This is a genomic window from Lachnospiraceae bacterium JLR.KK008 (genome assembly GCA_037015955.1).
Lineage (GTDB): Bacteria > Bacillota > Clostridia > Lachnospirales > Lachnospiraceae > VSOB01.
Map to the genome: position 1 here is coordinate 693,116 of CP143548.1, position 17,655 is coordinate 710,770.

Below are 17,655 nucleotides of genomic sequence, written 5' to 3' on the forward strand. Positions count from 1 at the left end.
ACGATGAGAAAGAGTGGTATATTAATGGCGGTATCCAGCATTCCGTCGCGGTATGGAATCGGTGCTTTTTCCAAAGAGGCTTATGAATTTGTAGACTTTCTGGAACAGGCAGGACAAAAGATATGGCAGATCCTTCCCCTGGGACCGACCGGCTATGGGGATTCCCCGTACCAGTCTTTCTCTACCTTTGCGGGCAATCCGTATTTTATCGATCTGGAGTCGCTCATTCGGGATGGGTACCTAACGGAAGAGGACTGTGCGGCCTGTGATTTTGGCAGCAGCGAGGTGGACATTGACTATGAAAAGATCTATCATGCCCGCTTCCGGGTACTACATATAGCATATAAAAACAGTAATATCGCGAATGATTCAGAATTTTGTGCATTTTGCGAAGAGAATGCACATTGGCTGCCTGATTATGCGCTTTATATGGCTGTGAAAGATTCTTTTGGCGGGATAAGCTGGCTTAGCTGGGACGAGGAGATCAAACTGCGCAGGCCTGAGGCGATGGCACGGTACCGGGAGCGATATGCGGATGAGATTCGCTTTTATGAGTTTCAGCAATTTATGTTTGCCAGACAGTGGCAGGCATTGAAAGCATATGCCAACCGGAAGAAGATCGAGATCGTTGGCGACATTCCGATCTATGTGGCTCTTGACAGTGCGGATACCTGGGCGAATCCGGAATTGTTTCAGCTCGATGAGACATGCACGCCGATCGCTGTGGCCGGCTGCCCGCCGGATGCCTTTTCCGAGACCGGACAGCTCTGGGGCAATCCTCTGTACCGCTGGGACTGTCACAGACAGACAGGATACCGGTGGTGGGTCCGCCGGATTGCCCACTGTTACCGGCTGTATGATGTCGTACGCATTGATCATTTCCGGGGCTTTGACGAATACTATGCGATTCCCTATGGGGATGAGACGGCGGAGAACGGACACTGGGAACCGGGGCCGGGATATGATATTTTCAAGGCGCTGAAAGCGGAACTTGGCCGGATCGCGGTCATTGCCGAAGATCTGGGCTATCTGACGCCGTCCGTGCTCCGGCTCGTAAAGAAGACCGGATATCCGGGCATGAAGGTGCTGCAGTTTGCCTTTGACTGCAGAGAAGACAATGAGTATCTGCCCCATAATCACAGGCAGAACTGCGTCGTCTACACAGGCACGCACGACAATGATACGACGGCCGGCTGGTTTGATTCGCTGCGGCGGCGGGAGAGAATGTTTACAAAACGTTATCTGCATATCCGGGAACGAAAAGATGTGCAGTGGGCGCTGATCCGTGCTGCCCTTGCCAGTGTAGCTGATATGGCGGTCGTTCCCATACAGGATTATCTGGGGCTTGACAGTCAGGCGCGCATGAATCTGCCGTCCACGCTGGGGATTAACTGGAGATGGCGGATGACAGCAGGCGCCTGTACCCCGGAACTGGCGGAGCAGATCCGGGCGATGGTGAAACTATACGGCCGGCTTTAGGACAGAGAACGGAGAGACATGTACATGCGGCACAATAAATGGGTTCGAACTTTTCAGAAAGCGCATGAGGAGCTGCGAAGAAAGCCGGTCGTGTCGGTGATCTATCTGTTGCTCCGGCTGCTGGTCATTCTGGTTATGGTCGCGCAGTTTTTAAATAATAATTATGAAAACGTCTTTTTATGTCTGTTGACGCTGCTGCTATTTCTGCTGCCCACGGTTCTGGAACGTGAGCTGAAGATCGATTTTCCGGATACACTGGAAGTGATTATTATGTTCTTTATCTTTGCGGCGGAGATACTGGGAGAGATTCGGTCTTATTATACGTTGTTTCCCTACTGGGACACGATGTTGCACACACTGAACGGTTTTCTCTGTGCGGCCATCGGGTTTTGCCTGGTCGATATGTTTAACCGGAACGAGCGGTTTTCCCTGTCCCTGTCGCCGGTGTTTATGGCGATCGTGGCATTCTGCTTTTCGATGACGATCGGAGTCCTGTGGGAGTTTTTCGAGTGCGCGATGGATCAGTTTTTCCTGATGGATATGCAGAAGGACGCGGTCGTGCATACGATCTCTTCGGTTATGCTCGACCCGGAAAGCAGAAACAGGACACAGGTCATCAGAAATATCACAGACGTGATCGTGATCGCTGATGGGCAGGAGATTTCTCTCGGATTGGGCGGTTATCTGGACATTGGGATTCTGGACACGATGAAAGATCTGTTTGTCAACTTTATTGGGGCGGTCGTATTTTCTGTGATCGGCTATTTCTATGTGAAGAGACGGGGGAAGGGCTGGTTCGCCCGCCGGTTTATCCCGCAGGTGATCGCGGAGGAAGACGCTTCGCAGCAGTCCTGCGGCGGGGAGGCTGCGAAGGGCGAGGGCAATCCGCAAGAACAGTCGGTGTAAAATGGCGGTTTGTGGTGACGGTTATAGTTCCAGATGTTTCTTTGAGAGATTGGAATTATGGTATTCCATGTGATAGGTTACATCTTCCGCAAACCATGACGGAGGAAGAAACTTTTCCGACTCTTCTTTTGTCGGAAACTCCACTTCCGCAATGATCAGCGGGGCAAAGGGAGCGTCAAAGAGATCGAGTTCGATCGTATAGGCTCCATAGGGGATCAGATAGCGTTTTTTAGAAATGACATTTCCGTCACATTTGGGCAGCAGATGACGGTAACTTTCTGCGTTCAGTGGCAGATTGTATTCTTCTCTGGCGAGCATACCGCTTCCTTTGTAGGTCAGATAATAGTTGTCGTCTTCCCGGCGGATGCGGATGACGGGATCTGTGTTCAGATATGCCTGCTCCAGCCGTTTGACCGGATACTGTTCCAGATGTTCAGGAAGCTGCGTGACGGTAAATTTACGTTCGATTTCCATGGCGGATCGTTCTCCTTTTTATTGATTGACTGCCTGACAGCGGTCATGGTCAGTGTAACACGGAGTGTCCGGAAGGACAATTATTTCTTTGCAAACATTATAATATATGATAAATTATTACTGTTGGCCGTCTCCGAAGAGAGACATGAAAGTACTGTGGTTTGAGAGGGTGTTAATATGAGTAAGGTATGTGTTTTTTTTGCAGAAGGCTATGAAGAAATCGAGGCGCTGACCGTTGTCGATCTGCTGCGCCGTGCAGGTATTGACACGGAGACCGTGTCCGTGACCGGAGAAAAGACAGTCACAGGTTCTCACGGGATTCCTGTGGTCATGGACAGACTGTTTGCGGAAGTGGATTTTTCGCAGGTGGATATGATTGTGCTGCCGGGCGGTATGCCGGGTACGAAGAATCTGGAAGAATTTGAACCGCTTATGAAGCAGGTCGAAGAGTTCTATGCCAATGAGAAATATCTGGCAGCCATCTGTGCGGCTCCAAGCATTCTGGGACACAAGGGTATGCTCAATGGCAGAAAAGCCTGCTCGTTCCCGGACTTTGAGAGTCATCTGGAAGGGGCGCAGGTAACACGTTGCAGCGTGGAGATCTCAGGGAATATCATTACGGCCCGGGGGATGGGCTGCGCGGTGGACTTTGGACTGATCCTCGTTGCAGTCTTCAGAGGAAGGGAAGCCTCCGAGGCACTGGCGAAGAAAATCGTCTATAGCAGATAGAGTCGGTGACGGCCACAAAAGCGGATAAGGAGATAAATACGATGAAAAGAGAGAGCTTTGGCTCCCGTCTGGGATTTATACTGGTGAGCGCAGGCTGCGCCGTAGGCATTGGCAATGTGTGGCGTTTCCCTTTTGTGACAGGTCAAAACGGCGGCGCTGTTTTTGTGCTGTTTTACCTGTTGTTTTTGCTGTGTATGGGGGTACCCGTACTGACAATGGAGCTGGCAGTCGGACGTGCGAGCAGAAAGAGCGCCATGCTTGGATACCGGACCCTGGAGAAGAAAGGGCATAAGTGGCATATCCACGGATGGTTCTGCATGATTGGCTGTTATCTGCTGATGATGTATTATACGACGGTTTCCGGCTGGATGGTCAGCTATTGCTATAAGTTTGTGACGGGAACCTTCAAAGCCGGCATGGACCCGGAAACGGTGGGGAATATATTTGGCGGACTGCTTGCCAATCCTCTGGAGATGGGCGGCTGGATGGCGCTTACGGTTGCCGCCGGTTTTTTTATCTGCAGTTTTGGGTTACAGAAAGGTCTGGAGCGTATTACGAAAGTGATGATGGTCGCATTGCTCGTGCTGATCGTGGTTCTGGCAGTGCACAGCGTTATGCTGCCGGGTGCGGGAGAGGGCATTGGCTTCTATCTCATACCAAGTCTTGAGCGTGCGAGAGAGGCAGGATTTGGCAATGTGATTACGGCGGCCATGAATCAGGCTTTTTTCACGCTCAGCCTTGGTATCGGCGCTATGGAGATATTCGGAAGCTATATGTCAAAAGACCATACGCTGGCAGGGGAGGCGCTGCGGATCTGTGGTCTGGATACATTTGTGGCGCTGATGGCCGGTCTGATCATTTTTCCCGCCTGCTTTTCCTTTGGGGTACAGCCCGACCAGGGACCGTCGCTGATCTTCATCACATTGCCTAATGTATTTGTAAATATGGCGGGCGGCAGGATCTGGGGCGCGTTGTTCTTCTTGTTTATGACGTTCGCCAGCTTTTCCACGGTGATTGCCGTCTTTGAAAATCTGATCGCCAGTTGCACCGATAATTTTGGATGGAGCCGGAAGAAAGCGGCGATCATCAACTGTGTGTTCGTATTTGTTGCCAGCCTTCCGTGTGTGCTTGGGTATAATATCTGGAGCGACCTGCATCTGATCGGAGGAAGAGACGTGCTGGACAGCGAAGACTTCCTTGTGAGCAATCTGCTGTTACCAGCGGGCTCGCTGATCTATCTTCTGTTCTGCGTGACCAGATGGGGCTGGGGCTTCGACAAATATCTGGAACAGGCCAATACCGGCTTCGGGATGCGCCTGCCAAAGAGCTGGAAATACTATTTTCAATTTGTGCTGCCGGTGCTTATTCTCATTATTCTGATTCAGGGACTATGACATCCCTGAATCAGCCGGCGGCATCTGTCAGGTGAAAATGGAGGAGACGAGCGATTGGAGACGATTGAAAAATGGCTTGCCTGGGCGCAGGAGCTGCAGAGCATTGCGCAGAGCGCCCTGTTTTACTGCAAAGATCCGTTTGACAGAGAACGATTTGCACGCATACGTGAAATATCTGCGGAGATGGTCAGTGAGCGGACGGAGATTCCCGTGGAAAAAGTAAAGGGACTGTTCTGTGATGAGATCGGGTATCAGACGCCAAAGCTGGACAGCCGGGCGGCCATCTTCCGGGACGGGAAAATTCTTCTTGTCAGAGAGAAAAACAATACGTGGTCTCTGCCGGGCGGCTGGGTCGATGTCGGCCTGTCGGTGAAAGAGAATACGGTCAAGGAAGTGAAAGAAGAGGCCGGGTTGGACATTACGGTGGAAAAGGTGATCGCGGTCCAGGACCGGGAAAAACATAATCTGCCGGTCTATGCCTATCGTGTGTGTAAAATATTTCTTATGTGCAGCGTAACCGGCGGTGCTTTCCGGGAGAATACGGAGACTGTGGAAAGCCGGTATTTCGGCCGGGATGAGCTCCCCGTTCTGGCGGAGGAGAAAAACAATGAGGAACAGATCCGCATGTGTTTTGCGGCTTTTGAGGCGGACAACTGGGAGACCTTGTTTGACTGACGCAATAGCCGTCAGAGAGAGGATTTTCGGACATAGATTGCAGTTGATTTTTTATTTAGAGTCCATTATAGTATAATAAAAGCAATTCTTTTTTCATAAAAATTCAGATTGGGAGAGTACATATGAAGACATTCATCGGAAATGGAAAAGGGAGTGTAAAAGCAGCGGTAGACGAAGCAACGGGGAGCCTGACGGGCCCCAGTGCGATCGTATTTATCACATCTTATGATGCTCTGGCAGAGACGGCAGCCACGCTTGCAGCCAAATATCCCGGTGCGGTATCGGTGGGCACGAGTGGTTATGGGCTAGCCAACGGCACGGTAGGGGAAAGTATGCTGGTGGTGCTTGGTCTGTTTGACGATGTCAGAGTGAGCTGTGGAGTAATTAAGGGGATCAGTCAGTGCCCGGTAACATTTGCCGGGGAAGTGGAGAAACAATTAGCAGCAGTCGCACCGGGGAATAGCGATACGGCCTGTCTGGAATTTTGTACAGGCAGCGAGGAAAAGCTCATCACGACATTTCATGCCTGCCTGGAAAAGAACAAGATCCAGTTGGCGGGTGCGACAGCTCTGGGGGCACCGGAAGGACAGCCGCCGCTTGTGGCATATAACGGTAATGTATACGCGGATGCCTGTGTCTATGCTTTTATTCGCAATATGACAGGCAAAGTAAAGGTGTATAAAGAAAATATCTGGCAGAAAGGAAGCACGGCTTCTCATTTCGTGACGAAAGTCAATACGGAGAAAAAATCGATCGTGGAACTCGACGGAAAACCGGCAGCATCCGTATATGGACAGGAACTGGGTATTCCGAGAGATAAGATCGTTGAAAATGTCTTCCAGAATCCGATCGGCAGAGTCGTGGGGAATGAAGTCTATATTTCTTCCATGAAAGAGCTGGGTGATAACGGAGAGATCGTGAACTACAAGCGCTTTAATAAAAATGACTGTGTTTATTTTCTGGAACTGGGCGATTACAGAGAGATCGAGGAATCCACGAGAGATCAGATCCGCAGTGAGATGAAAGGGATCTCTCTTGTATTTTCGATCGACTGTCTGCACCGGTATCTGTTATACCAGAAACATAATTATTTTTCTACCTATGCAAAAGGCATGGCATCTCTCGGGCAAAGCTGCGGTCTTGTCTGCGGCGGCGAACAGTTTAACAATCAGCATGTAAACCAGACAATGGTATGTGCGGTATTTGAGTAGGAGGGGCGGAATGTTTTTCAGGAAGAAAAATCAAAATACTGCGGCAGCGGCGAATAATATTGGAGCAAACGGCAATGCAGGAAACAATCTGCATGACTATCTGTATTCCATCTCTTTTCTCAGCAAATTTGTGATCGGCAAAAAGAATGAACTGATGGAAGAGGAAGTAAAATCAATCCGTGAACTTGATAAAATCAAAGACAGCTATAACCGGGTTATGGACAGCAATGCAAAAGTCTATCATTCGATTGTCTCCATCGGAGATGAGTTTGTAAAAGTAGGCAAGGAGTCAGAGGAGCTGAACGGCGTCATCCAGAAGGTCAATCAGGTATCTGATCAGGCCAGAGAAGATGTGAAGCTGATGCGTGAGAGCTCTGAAAAGATCGGCAGTCAGTTTGTCGAGATCTCGCAGATCTATGAAGAATTCCAGAAGGGGTTTGAAGTGATCCAGGGGGCGATGAAAAACATTATCAAGATCGCCAATCAGACAAACATGCTGGCGCTGAACGCTTCGATAGAAGCGGCGAGAGCCGGGGAACACGGCAAGGGGTTTGCCGTAGTGGCAGATGAAGTTACGGAACTTTCTATCGGGATTAAGACTCTCGTTGGCAGTGTAAACAAAAGTATGGAAGAGCTGCTGGGAAGTTCGAGCAGACTGACAAAGTCTCTGTCGAATGCGGGAGACACGCTGAAGGAAGCGAGACAGCAGATCGTCAGTGTGGAATCGGTATTCGGGGAGATCACATCCTCCATCAACGGAGTGAAAGACGTTCAGGGCGAGATCCAGCAGGTAGTGCAGGACTGTGGGCAGCTTGCGCAGTCAGTCCAGAATGATATGTCCGCGTGTGAAGGACAGTTCAGTGAAGTGTTGGATGACATTGAGGAAATGAAAAGTCTGATGACGGAGAAGGGTTTTCTTTATGAAGACATTTCCAATATGATGGAACAGGCGGAGCCGCTGATCGAAAAAATACGCGCCGTGCGGTAATATTGTGAAAGATATAGACAACTTTTAGAAATAATAAGTAATAAAGGGGGCTGCATCCTCGGGGAGATGCGGTCCTTTTCAGATAGCGGGAGTCATGGCCGCGATGAGAAGATGGAGGCGGTAAATCATGCTGGAACTGAAGAATATTTCTTTTCAGGTCTCTGAGGAATCAGGAGACAAGGAGATTTTAAAAGATGTGAGTTTTACGCTGAAGGACGATACGTTCGTGGCGGTCACAGGACCAAACGGAGGCGGCAAGTCTACCCTGGCGAAGATCATTGCGGGGATTGAGAAGCCGGTGTCCGGGCAGCTTTTGCTGGATGGAGAGGACATCACGCACCTTGGCGTTACGGAGAGAGCGGGGCGGGGAATCAGTTATGCCTTTCAGCAGCCAGTGCGTTTCAAGGGAGTGACAGTCCTGGATCTGCTGCGGCTGGCGGTAGGGAAAAAGATTTCCGTGTCCGATGCCTGTGAGTATCTGTCGGAAGTGGGGCTCTGTGCCAGAGATTATATCAACCGGGAAGTCAACGCCAGTCTGTCAGGGGGAGAGATGAAGAGGATCGAGATCGCCACTGTGATTGCGAGAGGGAGTAAGATTTCCGTGTTTGACGAGCCGGAGGCCGGGATTGATCTCTGGAGCTTTCAAAATCTGATCCGTGTATTTGAAAAAATGCACGATAAAATGCACGGTTCGATTCTGATTATCTCTCACCAGGAGCGTATCCTGAAAACTGCCGATGAGATTCTGGTTATCGCGGGCGGAGAGGTGCTTGGATATGGGGCGAGAGATGAGATATTGCCTCCACTGCTGTATGAAGAAGGCGGCAGAGGCGGCTGCAAATACTGGCAGAGGGAGGAATTCGGAGTATGAAAAAATTTGATGCGGTGCAGACAAAGCTGCTGGAAGCAGTCGCCGGTTTTCATGAGATACCGGCGGGAGCTTTTCATATCCGTGCCAATGGGTCAACCGCGGCCAGCAATTCCACGGAGCATATCGAGATCTCGCCCAAAGAGAACGGAACAGGCATCGATATCCGGATCTGTCCGGGAACGAAAGGAGAAAGTCTCCATATGCCGGTCATTCTCAGCCAGACCGGTTGGAAAGAGACTGTGTATAATGATTTCCATATCGGGGAGGACGCCGATGTGACGATCATTGCCGGCTGCGGCATTCATAACGGGGGAGAGGCATCAAGTGAGCACGACGGAGTGCACAGATTTTTTGTCGGGAAGAACGCGAAGATCCGATATGTGGAAAAACATTACGGAAGCGGAACAGGAACGGGAGAACGGGTCATGAATCCCCACACGGTCATAGAGATCGACGAGAATGGCTGTATGGAGATGGATACCGTGCAGATCGGCGGGGTGGATCATTCGGTCAGAAAGACAGAGGCGAAACTGGCGGCCGGAGCCAGGCTGACGGTGATGGAGCGGCTGATGACGGATGGAAATCAGCACGCGGAGAGTTATTTCAAAGTCAGTATGGACGGAGAGGGAGCGGGGACTAATATCGTGTCCCGTTCGGTAGCTAGGGATACTTCATATCAAATGTTTGTCTCCAATATAGAAGGAAATGCCAAATGCAGTGGACATACGGAGTGTGACGCCATCATCATCGGCAATGCCAGGATCAGTGCGGTGCCGGAGATCACGGCCAATGATCCGGATGCAGCATTGATCCATGAGGCGGCAATCGGTAAAATTGCCGGAGAACAGATCGTCAAACTGATGACGCTGGGATTGACGGAGGCAGAAGCGGAAGAGCAGATCATCAGCGGGTTTTTGAAGTAGATACACAAAGCTGCACAGTTTTTTTGCTGCGCAGCTTTCCCGTTTCGTATCCGGAAGATCCGCTTCCTTTGCGGATTTTCCGTTCACTGTTTTTTGACCTCCATTAATTCAAACATCAGTTTTATCCCGTCGTGCAATCCCAATTTATAAGCGGCGGCCCCATACATCGCTCCGCAATAGGTAGTCGCTGAGATCGCCCTGTCAATGATCAGATTTTGCTGTTTATCCAAATTTAACTTTTTCATTGTCTGAAACGCCAGATCCTGTTTTTTTAATGCGTCCTGGTAATTTTTGTCGTTCCGCAGGACAATGTCCAATTTCTTTCTTGTCCTCAGTGCTACGAGCTTATCCAATAAATTTTTTCGTTTCATGTGTATTCTCCTTATCGTGAGATTATCAGGTCGAGAATTCTTTTTGCTCTATCGTGTCGGCAATGATCTGCCGCATCTCATTTTTCTCTTTACCGAGAGCAAAAGCCAGTTCCGCATAGAGATTATCCTCTGCCAGCTTAAAATACCTGTCGTCGGTGGCAGTGCTTTTCTTTCCCTGTTCGGAGCGCTGCTTTTTCCGGATATACAGATTCTTAATAATGCTGATCAGAGCGTTAGGGTCGCAACTGTGAATGGCTTCTTTATAAGCCTGTTCCCGCAGCTTATCGTTGGTGATCCATGCGGCTTCCACCTGAGGAATGTTACGGATGACATCCCATGCCTGGTCTTCGGTCAACGCTTTTCTGAGACCGTCAGGAGAAGCGTCTGTCGGAACATACAATTTGGAACTTTTGTTGTCCAATGGGATCAGCAGATAATAGAGCCTGTTTTGATTTGCGTTCGGAAGATCGAGATGCGTGATATTTTCTATCCGACAAACGCCATTATTTGCTTTTATTACATAGTCGCCGATTTCATACACGTAAATCCCTCCTTTTTTGTGTGGTGTGTTTATGGTTGCCTGTTTCTGTATCTATCTTACCATAAAAAATATACAAATACCAAAGAGATTTTTCGATAAAATGCACAAATAGATAGAATGTAACAACAAACGCCCGCTTTTGAACGGTCGTTCCCGGTCCGCAGTCACCGGACAGGAAACGACAGTCATAAACGGACGTCTGTCTTTTACTTATTTTTCTGTGTTACATCTGTCAGCTTTTGTTATTTCATCTGCTCTTCCTGACGCTTGATCATTCTACGAACCATTTCGCCACCGATGCTTCCGGCTTCTTTGGAAGTAAGGTCACCGTTGTAACCTTCTTTTAAGTTGATTCCCAGTTCGGATGCAACCTCTGTTTTAAAACGATCCATAGCAGCCTTTGCTTCAGGCACTTCTGTTCTGTTACTTCTGTTTGAACTTGCCATGTTACTTTCACCTCCGTAAATTTCTTCTTTTTCTGTCTTTTCTATCTTCAAGATAAGTGGACCGCACTTACCTTGAAGAAGAGATTTCTTCGCCGCAAGTACTTTGTCTCGCTTATCTTGATGTTAGTATTAGCGAAACGGAATGAATTATAATGGTAAGTTTTTCAAGAATTCTTGCGCTTTTAAAAGCCGTATGCTATAATTCTTAGATAACTGTGAGTATGGGAAAATGTCTCATTTTAAATGCAATTTATCATATAAAAAGAATCACAGACGACAGTAAAGAACGGTAAAATGAAGGAGGAAACCCAAAATGAGTTTGCAGGTTGAAAAATTGGAAAAGAATATGGCGAAGCTGACGATCGAAGTATCGGCGGATGAATTGGAAAAGGCCATTCAGAGAGCTTATCAGAAGAGCAAGAATAAAATCAGTGTACCCGGCTTCCGTAAAGGCAAGGTTCCCCGTCAGATTATCGAGAAAATGTATGGCAGAGAGATTTTTTATGAAGATGCGGCAAACGATCTGATTCCCGGCGCGTATGAGACGGCTCTGGAAGAGTGTAAAGAGTCGATCGTATCTTCTCCGAAGATTGATGTCGTTCAGATCGAGGCAGGCAAGCCATTTATCTTTACCGCTGAGGTTGCACTCAAACCGGAGGTAAAACTTGGCAAATATAAAGGAGTCAAAGTCACAAAGCAGACGATTGATGTGACAGAGGCTGAGGTCAGTGCAGAGATTGAGAAAGAGCGGGAAAATAATGGACGTACCGTGGAGGTGGAAGGCAGAGCGATTGAAAACGGCGATATTGCCACGATCGACTTCGAGGGTTTTGTGGACGGTGTCGCTTTCGAGGGCGGCAAGGGAGAGAACTATCCGCTGACGATTGGTTCGGGTTCTTTTATTCCCGGGTTTGAAGAGCAGTTAGTTGGCAAGAATAAAGAGGAAGAAGTAGAAGTGAAAGTTACTTTCCCCGAGGACTATCATGCGGAAGAGTTAAAGGGGAAAGAGGCGTTGTTTAAGGTTGCCATTAAGGAAGTGAAGACAAAAGAGCTGCCGGAGCTGGACGATGAGTTTGCGAGTGAGGTGTCTGAATTTGAGACACTTGCGGAATACAAGGAAGATATTAAGAAGAAACTGACAGAGAAGAAGGAAAAAGATGCCAAGGCGGCCAAAGAAGAAGCGGTCATCGATGCGATCATTGCGGATTCCGCAATGGAGATTCCGGAGGCTATGCTGGAGACACAGCAGAGACAGATCGTGGATGAGTTTGCGCAGAGACTGCAGATGCAGGGACTTTCTCTGGAACAGTATTTCCAGTTTACGGGTTTTGACGCACAGAAGATGCTGGAGCAGACAAAACCGCAGGCAGAAAAACGGATTAAGTCCAGACTGGTGCTGGAAGCAGTGGTAGCGGCAGAAGGCATTGCGGCGTCTGATGAAGATTATGAGAATGAGATCGCAAGAATGGCAGAAGTCTATAATATGGAAGCAGACAAGGTGAAAGAGACGCTTGGCGATAACGAAACTGCGAGAAAGCAGTTGATGGACGATCTTGCAATCACGAAAGCGGTAGAATTTGTAGTCAGCCAGGCGAAGGAGACGAAGCCGAGAACCAGGAAGGCAGCCAAGACGGAAGAGGCATAGTTTCTGCCGGTCAGGAATAAACTGAAAACATCGAGGAGGCATAATTATGAGTTTAATACCATATGTCGTTGAACAGACAAGCAGGGGCGAGCGTTCCTACGATATTTTTTCGAGACTTTTAAAAGACAGGATCATATTTTTGGGAGAAGATGTCAATGAGACGACTGCCAGTCTCGTCGTGGCGCAGATGCTTTTTCTGGAGGCGGAAGACCCTGAGAAGGATATTCAGCTCTATATCAACAGTCCGGGCGGCAGCGTGACGGCAGGTCTGGCGATCTATGATACGATGCACTATATCAAATGTGATGTGGCGACGATCTGCATTGGTATGGCAGCCAGCATGGGAGCATTTCTCCTGGCAGGCGGCGCGAAGGGCAAGAGAAGTGCACTGCCCAATGCGGAAGTGATGATCCATCAGCCCCTCGGCGGCACACAGGGACAGGCAACAGAGATCGAGATCGCAGCCAAACATATCCTGAGAACAAAAGAGAAGCTGAACAGAATGCTTGCAGAAAATACGGGGCAGCCATATGAAGTCATCTGTGCGGATACGGAGCGGGACAACTGGAAGAGTGCGCAGGAGGCATTGGAGTATGGACTGATCGATAAGGTGCTCACGTTCAGACCGACAGTATAGTTGAAGGAGATAGTAAGGTAAGATGACAAAAAATTCTGACGATAAAGTAAGATGCTCTTTCTGTAATAAGACGCAGGAACAGGTCAGAAAGCTGATAGCCGGGCCGGCAGGTGTCTACATCTGTGATGAATGTATCGACATCTGTACGGAAATTATGGAGGAAGAGTACGACGATGAGCCCATGCAGGAAGGCATGGAGATCAATCTTTTAAAACCGGTGGAAATCAAGGAGTTTCTTGATGATTATGTCATCGGTCAGGAAGCTGCCAAAAAGGTGTTATCGGTGGCGGTATATAATCACTACAAACGGGTTCTGGCGCCAAGGGATCTGAACGAGGTCGAGCTGCAGAAGAGTAATATTCTGATGGTAGGTCCCACCGGGTCCGGGAAAACTTATCTGGCGCAGACATTGGCAAAGATCATCAATGTGCCTTTTGCCATCGCTGATGCGACGACATTGACAGAGGCGGGCTATGTGGGCGAAGATGTGGAAAATATTTTACTGAAGCTGATTCAGGCCGCGGAATACGACGTGGAGCGGGCTCAGTATGGTATTATTTATATCGATGAGATTGACAAGATCACTAAAAAGGGAGAGAATGTATCGATCACCCGGGATGTCTCCGGTGAAGGAGTACAGCAGGCGCTTTTAAAGATCATAGAGGGCACTGTGGCGAGCGTACCGCCGCAGGGCGGCAGAAAGCATCCGCACCAGGAACTGATCCAGATCGACACTTCCAACATTCTGTTTATCTGCGGCGGTGCGTTTGACGGACTGGATAAGATTGTGGAAGAGCGGTTGAATCGTAAGATCATCGGTTTTAATGCCAAAATGGGAACAAAGACAACGAAGGAGATCGGGGAGATACTCGGTGAGGTCACGCCGCAGGATCTTGTGAAATTCGGCCTGATTCCTGAATTTGTAGGCAGAGTGCCGATCAATGTATCTCTGGAAGGGCTGGACGAGGAAGCGCTTGTGCGTATTTTGAAGGAACCGAAAAATGCGCTCATCAAGCAGTATCAGAGATTGTTTGAATTTGATGAAGTAGATTTACGCTTTGAAGACGACGCGATCGTAGAGGTTGCGAAGAAAGCATTGGAAAGGAAGACGGGAGCGAGAGGGCTTCGTTCCATCATGGAGAGTGTGTTGATGGATGTGATGTATCAGATTCCTTCCGATGATACGATCGTACAGTGCATGATCACGAAACAAGTGATAGACGGTACCAGTGAGCCGCTGGTCGTGCACCGTGAGGCGATAAGAAAAGCAAGATAATACGCGAGAGATAAGCGCCGCTAGTCAGTTAGTGGCGCTTTACGCATAATGAGGAGTACGGATGGAACGAGAAGAGAACAGGTATCATATTCCGGCAGTAGCGCTGCGAGGCATGACGATTCTGCCGGATATGATTATTCATTTTGATTTAAGCAGAAAGAAATCGATTCTGGCGGTGGAGCAGTCGATGGCCGCAGATCAGATGCTGCTCGTTGTCACACAAAAAGATCCCGATACGGAAGAGCCGCAGTGCAGCGATCTGTATGAAGTGGGTACGGTCGTATCGATCAGACAGCTGACAAAGCTGCCGGGAGATGTCGTACGGGTGCTGGCTGAAGGAAAGAGAAGGGTCCTTCTGCGATCCTTTGTATCGGAGGAGACCGCTTATCTGCTGGCCGAGATTGAGGAGACGCCGGCGGTAGAACAGCTCGGAGACAGTGAGACAGAGGCGGCGCTGCGCGAAATACGCGCCATTTTTGACCGATACAGTCAGTGCTATCCAAAGGTAGGAAAAAATCTTGCTCCAAGAGTGCAGGAGATCAATGATCTGGAAGTGTTGATTGATGAGATTGCCAGCAGCATTCCCCTGCAATATACGAACAAGCAGAAAATACTGGAAGAGCTTGATTTGCGTGAGCGGTTTTCTCTGCTGTGCCAGATTCTGTTAAATGAGGTGGAAGTAGCCAGAGTGCGGTCAGAACTGACCGAGAAAATCCGTTCGCGGGTGGAAAAGAATCAGAAAGAGTATCTGCTGCGCGAACAGCTTCATTTTATCCGGGAAGAACTGGGCGAGGAAAATACGATGTCTGACGCGGATCAGTTTGCAGAAGACCTGAACAAATGCAAGGCTTCCAAGGAAGTGAAGGAAAAGATCAAAAAAGAAATCGCCCGCTTTCGTAATATTGCCGCCAGCAGTTCGGAGAGCGCGGTCGAGAGAGGTTATATTGAGACATTGCTCAGTCTCCCCTGGGATAATATGTCAGAAGACAATACAGACATCACGCGGGCGGAGACGATTCTCGAAGAAGAACACTATGGTCTTGAGAAGGTGAAAGAACGCATTTTGGAATTTCTGGCGGTCAGAAGCCTCACACATCGGGGAGACAGTCCCATTCTCTGCCTCGTGGGACCGCCCGGAACAGGAAAGACCTCCATCGCCAGGAGCGTGGCCAGGGCGCTGGATAAACGATATATCCGTATCTGCCTGGGAGGCGTGCGGGACGAAGCGGAGATCAGGGGACACAGACGGACCTATGTGGGAGCTATGCCCGGCCGCATTGCCGCAGGACTGCGTCAGGCAGGAGTCCGCAATCCGCTGATGCTTTTGGATGAGATCGACAAAGTGGGAAGCGATCAGCGGGGCGATACGGCTTCGGCGCTGCTTGAGGTACTGGACGGGGAGCAGAACAACAAGTTCCGTGATCACTATGTGGAGATTCCGATTGATTTGTCGGAGGTGCTCTTTCTGGCAACGGCGAACTCGGTGTCCACGATTCCCAGACCGCTGCTTGACCGTATGGAGATCATTGAAGTGACGAGTTATACGGCGAATGAGAAGTTTCATATCGCCAAAGAACATCTGCTTGGAAAACAGCTGGAGAAAAACGGGCTGACAGACAGACAGCTCACCATTACGGATCATGCGCTGCAGTTGATGATTGAGAGATATACGAGAGAGGCCGGTGTACGGGAGCTCGAGCGTAAGATCGGACAGATCTGCAGAAAAGTGGCACGGGAAATCCTGCAGACAGATAAAGATATGGTGATCCGGGTAACGAAACAGAATCTTGAAAAATATCTCGGGAAAGAAAAATATGCGCAGGACCGGGTCAATGAAAAGGATGAAGTGGGCATTGTCAGAGGACTGGCATGGACGAGTGTGGGCGGTGACACACTGGAGATCGAGGTCAATATTATGCCGGGGAAGGGTGAGATCGATCTCACCGGACAGATGGGAGAGGTGATGAAAGAGTCTGCGATCGCAGGGATCAGCTTTATCCGCTCGGTTGCCAGGGAGCATAAAATAGCGGCCGATGTTTTCAGGAAAAATGATTTTCATATTCATATACCGGAAGGAGCGGTGCCAAAGGATGGGCCGAGCGCGGGTATCACGATGGCGACGGCAGTATTCTCTGCATTGACGAAAAGGCCGGTCTATGCTTCGGTCGCCATGACGGGAGAGATCACACTGCGGGGAAGGGTGCTGCCGATTGGCGGACTGAAAGAGAAGATCCTTGCGGCTAAGACGGCAGGTATCAAGAAGGTGCTCGTCCCGCGGGAGAATAAAAAGGACGTGGAGGAAATCTCGCAGGAAATCAAATCCGGCGTGGAGATCGTCTATGTAGCGCATATGGAAGAGGTGCTGAAACATGCGCTTGGAAAAAAACGCAGTCAGGCATCTTTTGAGTGAGAAAGCGGCGGTGAGGGAGACAGGATGAAGATCAAAAGCGCGGAGCTGGAGACAGTATGCGGCATTACAAGTACTGTGCCGGAACATACGAATATAGAAGTGGCGTTTGCGGGGAAGAGCAATGTAGGGAAATCTTCTCTGATCAATGCCCTGATGAATCGAAAATCCCTGGCGCGGACGAGCGGACAGCCCGGAAAGACACAGACGATCAATTTTTATCATATCAATGGCGAACTCTATTTTGTCGATCTGCCCGGTTACGGCTATGCCAGAGTGAGCGAGGAGACGAAGAAGAAATGGGGAGCGATGATCGAGCGGTATCTGCAAAGATCACAGATGCTGCGTGCGGTCTTTTTGCTGGTAGACATCCGGCATACACCTTCTGAGAACGACAGGGCGATGTACGAATGGATCAAATATCAGAATTATGAGCCGATAGTCATTGCCACAAAGCTGGATAAAATAAAGAGAAGTCAGGTATCAAAGCAGGTGAAGGCGGTCAGGGATGGCCTGGCTGCCTCACCGAATACGCGGATCATTCCCTTTTCCGCACAGACAAAGCAGGGGCGTGATGAGATCTATGCGCTGCTGGACGAATATCTGCAGGCGGAGACAGAGAAAGAGACGATATTTATGTCACTGGATAAGGGAGACAAGGAGGAAATCTGATGCGTCAGCC

Annotated in this window: 18 protein-coding genes; 14 read left to right on the top strand and 4 right to left on the bottom strand. The window is 49.3% G+C overall.

Annotation, left to right across the window (positions count from 1 at the left end):
- Positions 1 to 3: 3 nt before the first annotated feature.
- Positions 4 to 1,479: a 4-alpha-glucanotransferase gene (malQ, locus tag V1224_03490; GenBank protein WWR16529.1), complete on the top strand. Its 1,476-nt coding sequence runs from the start codon at positions 4 to 6 to the stop codon at positions 1,477 to 1,479.
- Positions 1,480 to 1,503: 24 nt separating this feature from the next.
- Positions 1,504 to 2,385, top strand: a complete 882-nt coding sequence (locus V1224_03495) for a hypothetical protein (GenBank protein ID WWR16530.1) — start codon at positions 1,504 to 1,506, stop codon at positions 2,383 to 2,385.
- Positions 2,386 to 2,406: 21 nt separating this feature from the next.
- Here V1224_03495 and V1224_03500 read toward each other — a convergent pair whose 3' ends face one another.
- Positions 2,407 to 2,859 carry a CYTH domain-containing protein gene (locus tag V1224_03500; protein ID WWR16531.1) on the bottom strand — a complete coding sequence of 151 codons (453 nt, stop codon included), beginning with the start codon at positions 2,857 to 2,859 and terminating at the stop codon, positions 2,407 to 2,409.
- Between the two features lie 177 nt (positions 2,860 to 3,036).
- Between V1224_03500 and V1224_03505 the strand changes: the two genes are divergently transcribed.
- The 7 genes from V1224_03505 to V1224_03535 all read left to right on the top strand — a co-directional run bounded on the left by V1224_03505 (position 3,037) and on the right by V1224_03535 (position 9,650).
- A complete protein-coding gene (locus tag V1224_03505) occupies positions 3,037 to 3,588 on the top strand; it encodes a DJ-1 family glyoxalase III (GenBank protein ID WWR16532.1) in 552 nt (183 codons plus the stop codon).
- A gap of 41 nt (positions 3,589 to 3,629) precedes the next feature.
- Positions 3,630 to 4,982, top strand: coding sequence for a sodium-dependent transporter (locus tag V1224_03510; GenBank protein ID WWR16533.1), 1,353 nt, complete (start codon positions 3,630 to 3,632; stop codon positions 4,980 to 4,982).
- Between the two features lie 54 nt (positions 4,983 to 5,036).
- Positions 5,037 to 5,657 carry an NUDIX hydrolase gene (locus V1224_03515; protein ID WWR16534.1) on the top strand — a complete coding sequence of 207 codons (621 nt, stop codon included), beginning with the start codon at positions 5,037 to 5,039 and terminating at the stop codon, positions 5,655 to 5,657.
- Between the two features lie 122 nt (positions 5,658 to 5,779).
- Positions 5,780 to 6,868, top strand: coding sequence for an FIST N-terminal domain-containing protein (locus tag V1224_03520; protein ID WWR16535.1), 1,089 nt, complete (start codon positions 5,780 to 5,782; stop codon positions 6,866 to 6,868).
- Positions 6,869 to 6,878: 10 nt separating this feature from the next.
- Positions 6,879 to 7,856, top strand: coding sequence for a methyl-accepting chemotaxis protein (locus V1224_03525; protein WWR16536.1), 978 nt, complete (start codon positions 6,879 to 6,881; stop codon positions 7,854 to 7,856).
- A gap of 127 nt (positions 7,857 to 7,983) precedes the next feature.
- On the top strand, positions 7,984 to 8,727 hold the full coding sequence (locus V1224_03530) for an ATP-binding cassette domain-containing protein (GenBank protein ID WWR16537.1): 744 nt from the start codon (positions 7,984 to 7,986) through the stop codon (positions 8,725 to 8,727).
- Positions 8,724 to 9,650, top strand: coding sequence for a SufD family Fe-S cluster assembly protein (locus tag V1224_03535; GenBank protein WWR16538.1), 927 nt, complete (start codon positions 8,724 to 8,726; stop codon positions 9,648 to 9,650). The genes V1224_03530 and V1224_03535 overlap by 4 nt, the downstream gene beginning before the upstream one ends.
- An 83-nt stretch (positions 9,651 to 9,733) precedes the next feature.
- On the opposite strand, the gene V1224_03540 is transcribed toward V1224_03535, so the two are convergent.
- The 3 genes from V1224_03540 to V1224_03550 form a co-directional block, all read right to left on the bottom strand.
- A complete protein-coding gene (locus V1224_03540; protein ID WWR16539.1) occupies positions 9,734 to 10,021 on the bottom strand; it encodes a hypothetical protein in 288 nt (95 codons plus the stop codon).
- A gap of 25 nt (positions 10,022 to 10,046) precedes the next feature.
- Positions 10,047 to 10,562, bottom strand: coding sequence for a CarD family transcriptional regulator (locus V1224_03545; GenBank protein WWR16540.1), 516 nt, complete (start codon positions 10,560 to 10,562; stop codon positions 10,047 to 10,049).
- Between the two features lie 242 nt (positions 10,563 to 10,804).
- Entirely contained in the window at positions 10,805 to 11,008 is a 204-nt protein-coding gene (locus V1224_03550) for an alpha/beta-type small acid-soluble spore protein (protein ID WWR17414.1), read from the bottom strand.
- Between the two features lie 313 nt (positions 11,009 to 11,321).
- On the opposite strand from V1224_03550, the gene tig reads away from it, so the two are divergent.
- The 5 genes from tig (at position 11,322) to yihA (ending at position 17,645) form a co-directional block, all read left to right on the top strand.
- The gene (gene tig / locus V1224_03555) at positions 11,322 to 12,653 is read left to right on the top strand and encodes a trigger factor (GenBank protein WWR16541.1); all 1,332 of its coding nucleotides are present in this window, start codon (positions 11,322 to 11,324) and stop codon (positions 12,651 to 12,653) included.
- Positions 12,654 to 12,699: 46 nt separating this feature from the next.
- Complete coding sequence (clpP, locus tag V1224_03560; GenBank protein WWR16542.1) at positions 12,700 to 13,290, top strand: ATP-dependent Clp endopeptidase proteolytic subunit ClpP; 591 nt, start codon at positions 12,700 to 12,702, stop codon at positions 13,288 to 13,290.
- A 22-nt stretch (positions 13,291 to 13,312) separates the two neighbouring features.
- On the top strand, positions 13,313 to 14,566 hold the full coding sequence (gene clpX, locus V1224_03565) for an ATP-dependent Clp protease ATP-binding subunit ClpX (GenBank protein WWR16543.1): 1,254 nt from the start codon (positions 13,313 to 13,315) through the stop codon (positions 14,564 to 14,566).
- Positions 14,567 to 14,627: 61 nt separating this feature from the next.
- The gene (lon, locus tag V1224_03570) at positions 14,628 to 16,976 is read left to right on the top strand and encodes an endopeptidase La (GenBank protein WWR16544.1); all 2,349 of its coding nucleotides are present in this window, start codon (positions 14,628 to 14,630) and stop codon (positions 16,974 to 16,976) included.
- Positions 16,977 to 17,000: 24 nt separating this feature from the next.
- Positions 17,001 to 17,645, top strand: coding sequence for a ribosome biogenesis GTP-binding protein YihA/YsxC (yihA, locus tag V1224_03575; protein ID WWR16545.1), 645 nt, complete (start codon positions 17,001 to 17,003; stop codon positions 17,643 to 17,645).
- Positions 17,646 to 17,655: the final 10 nt, after the last annotated feature.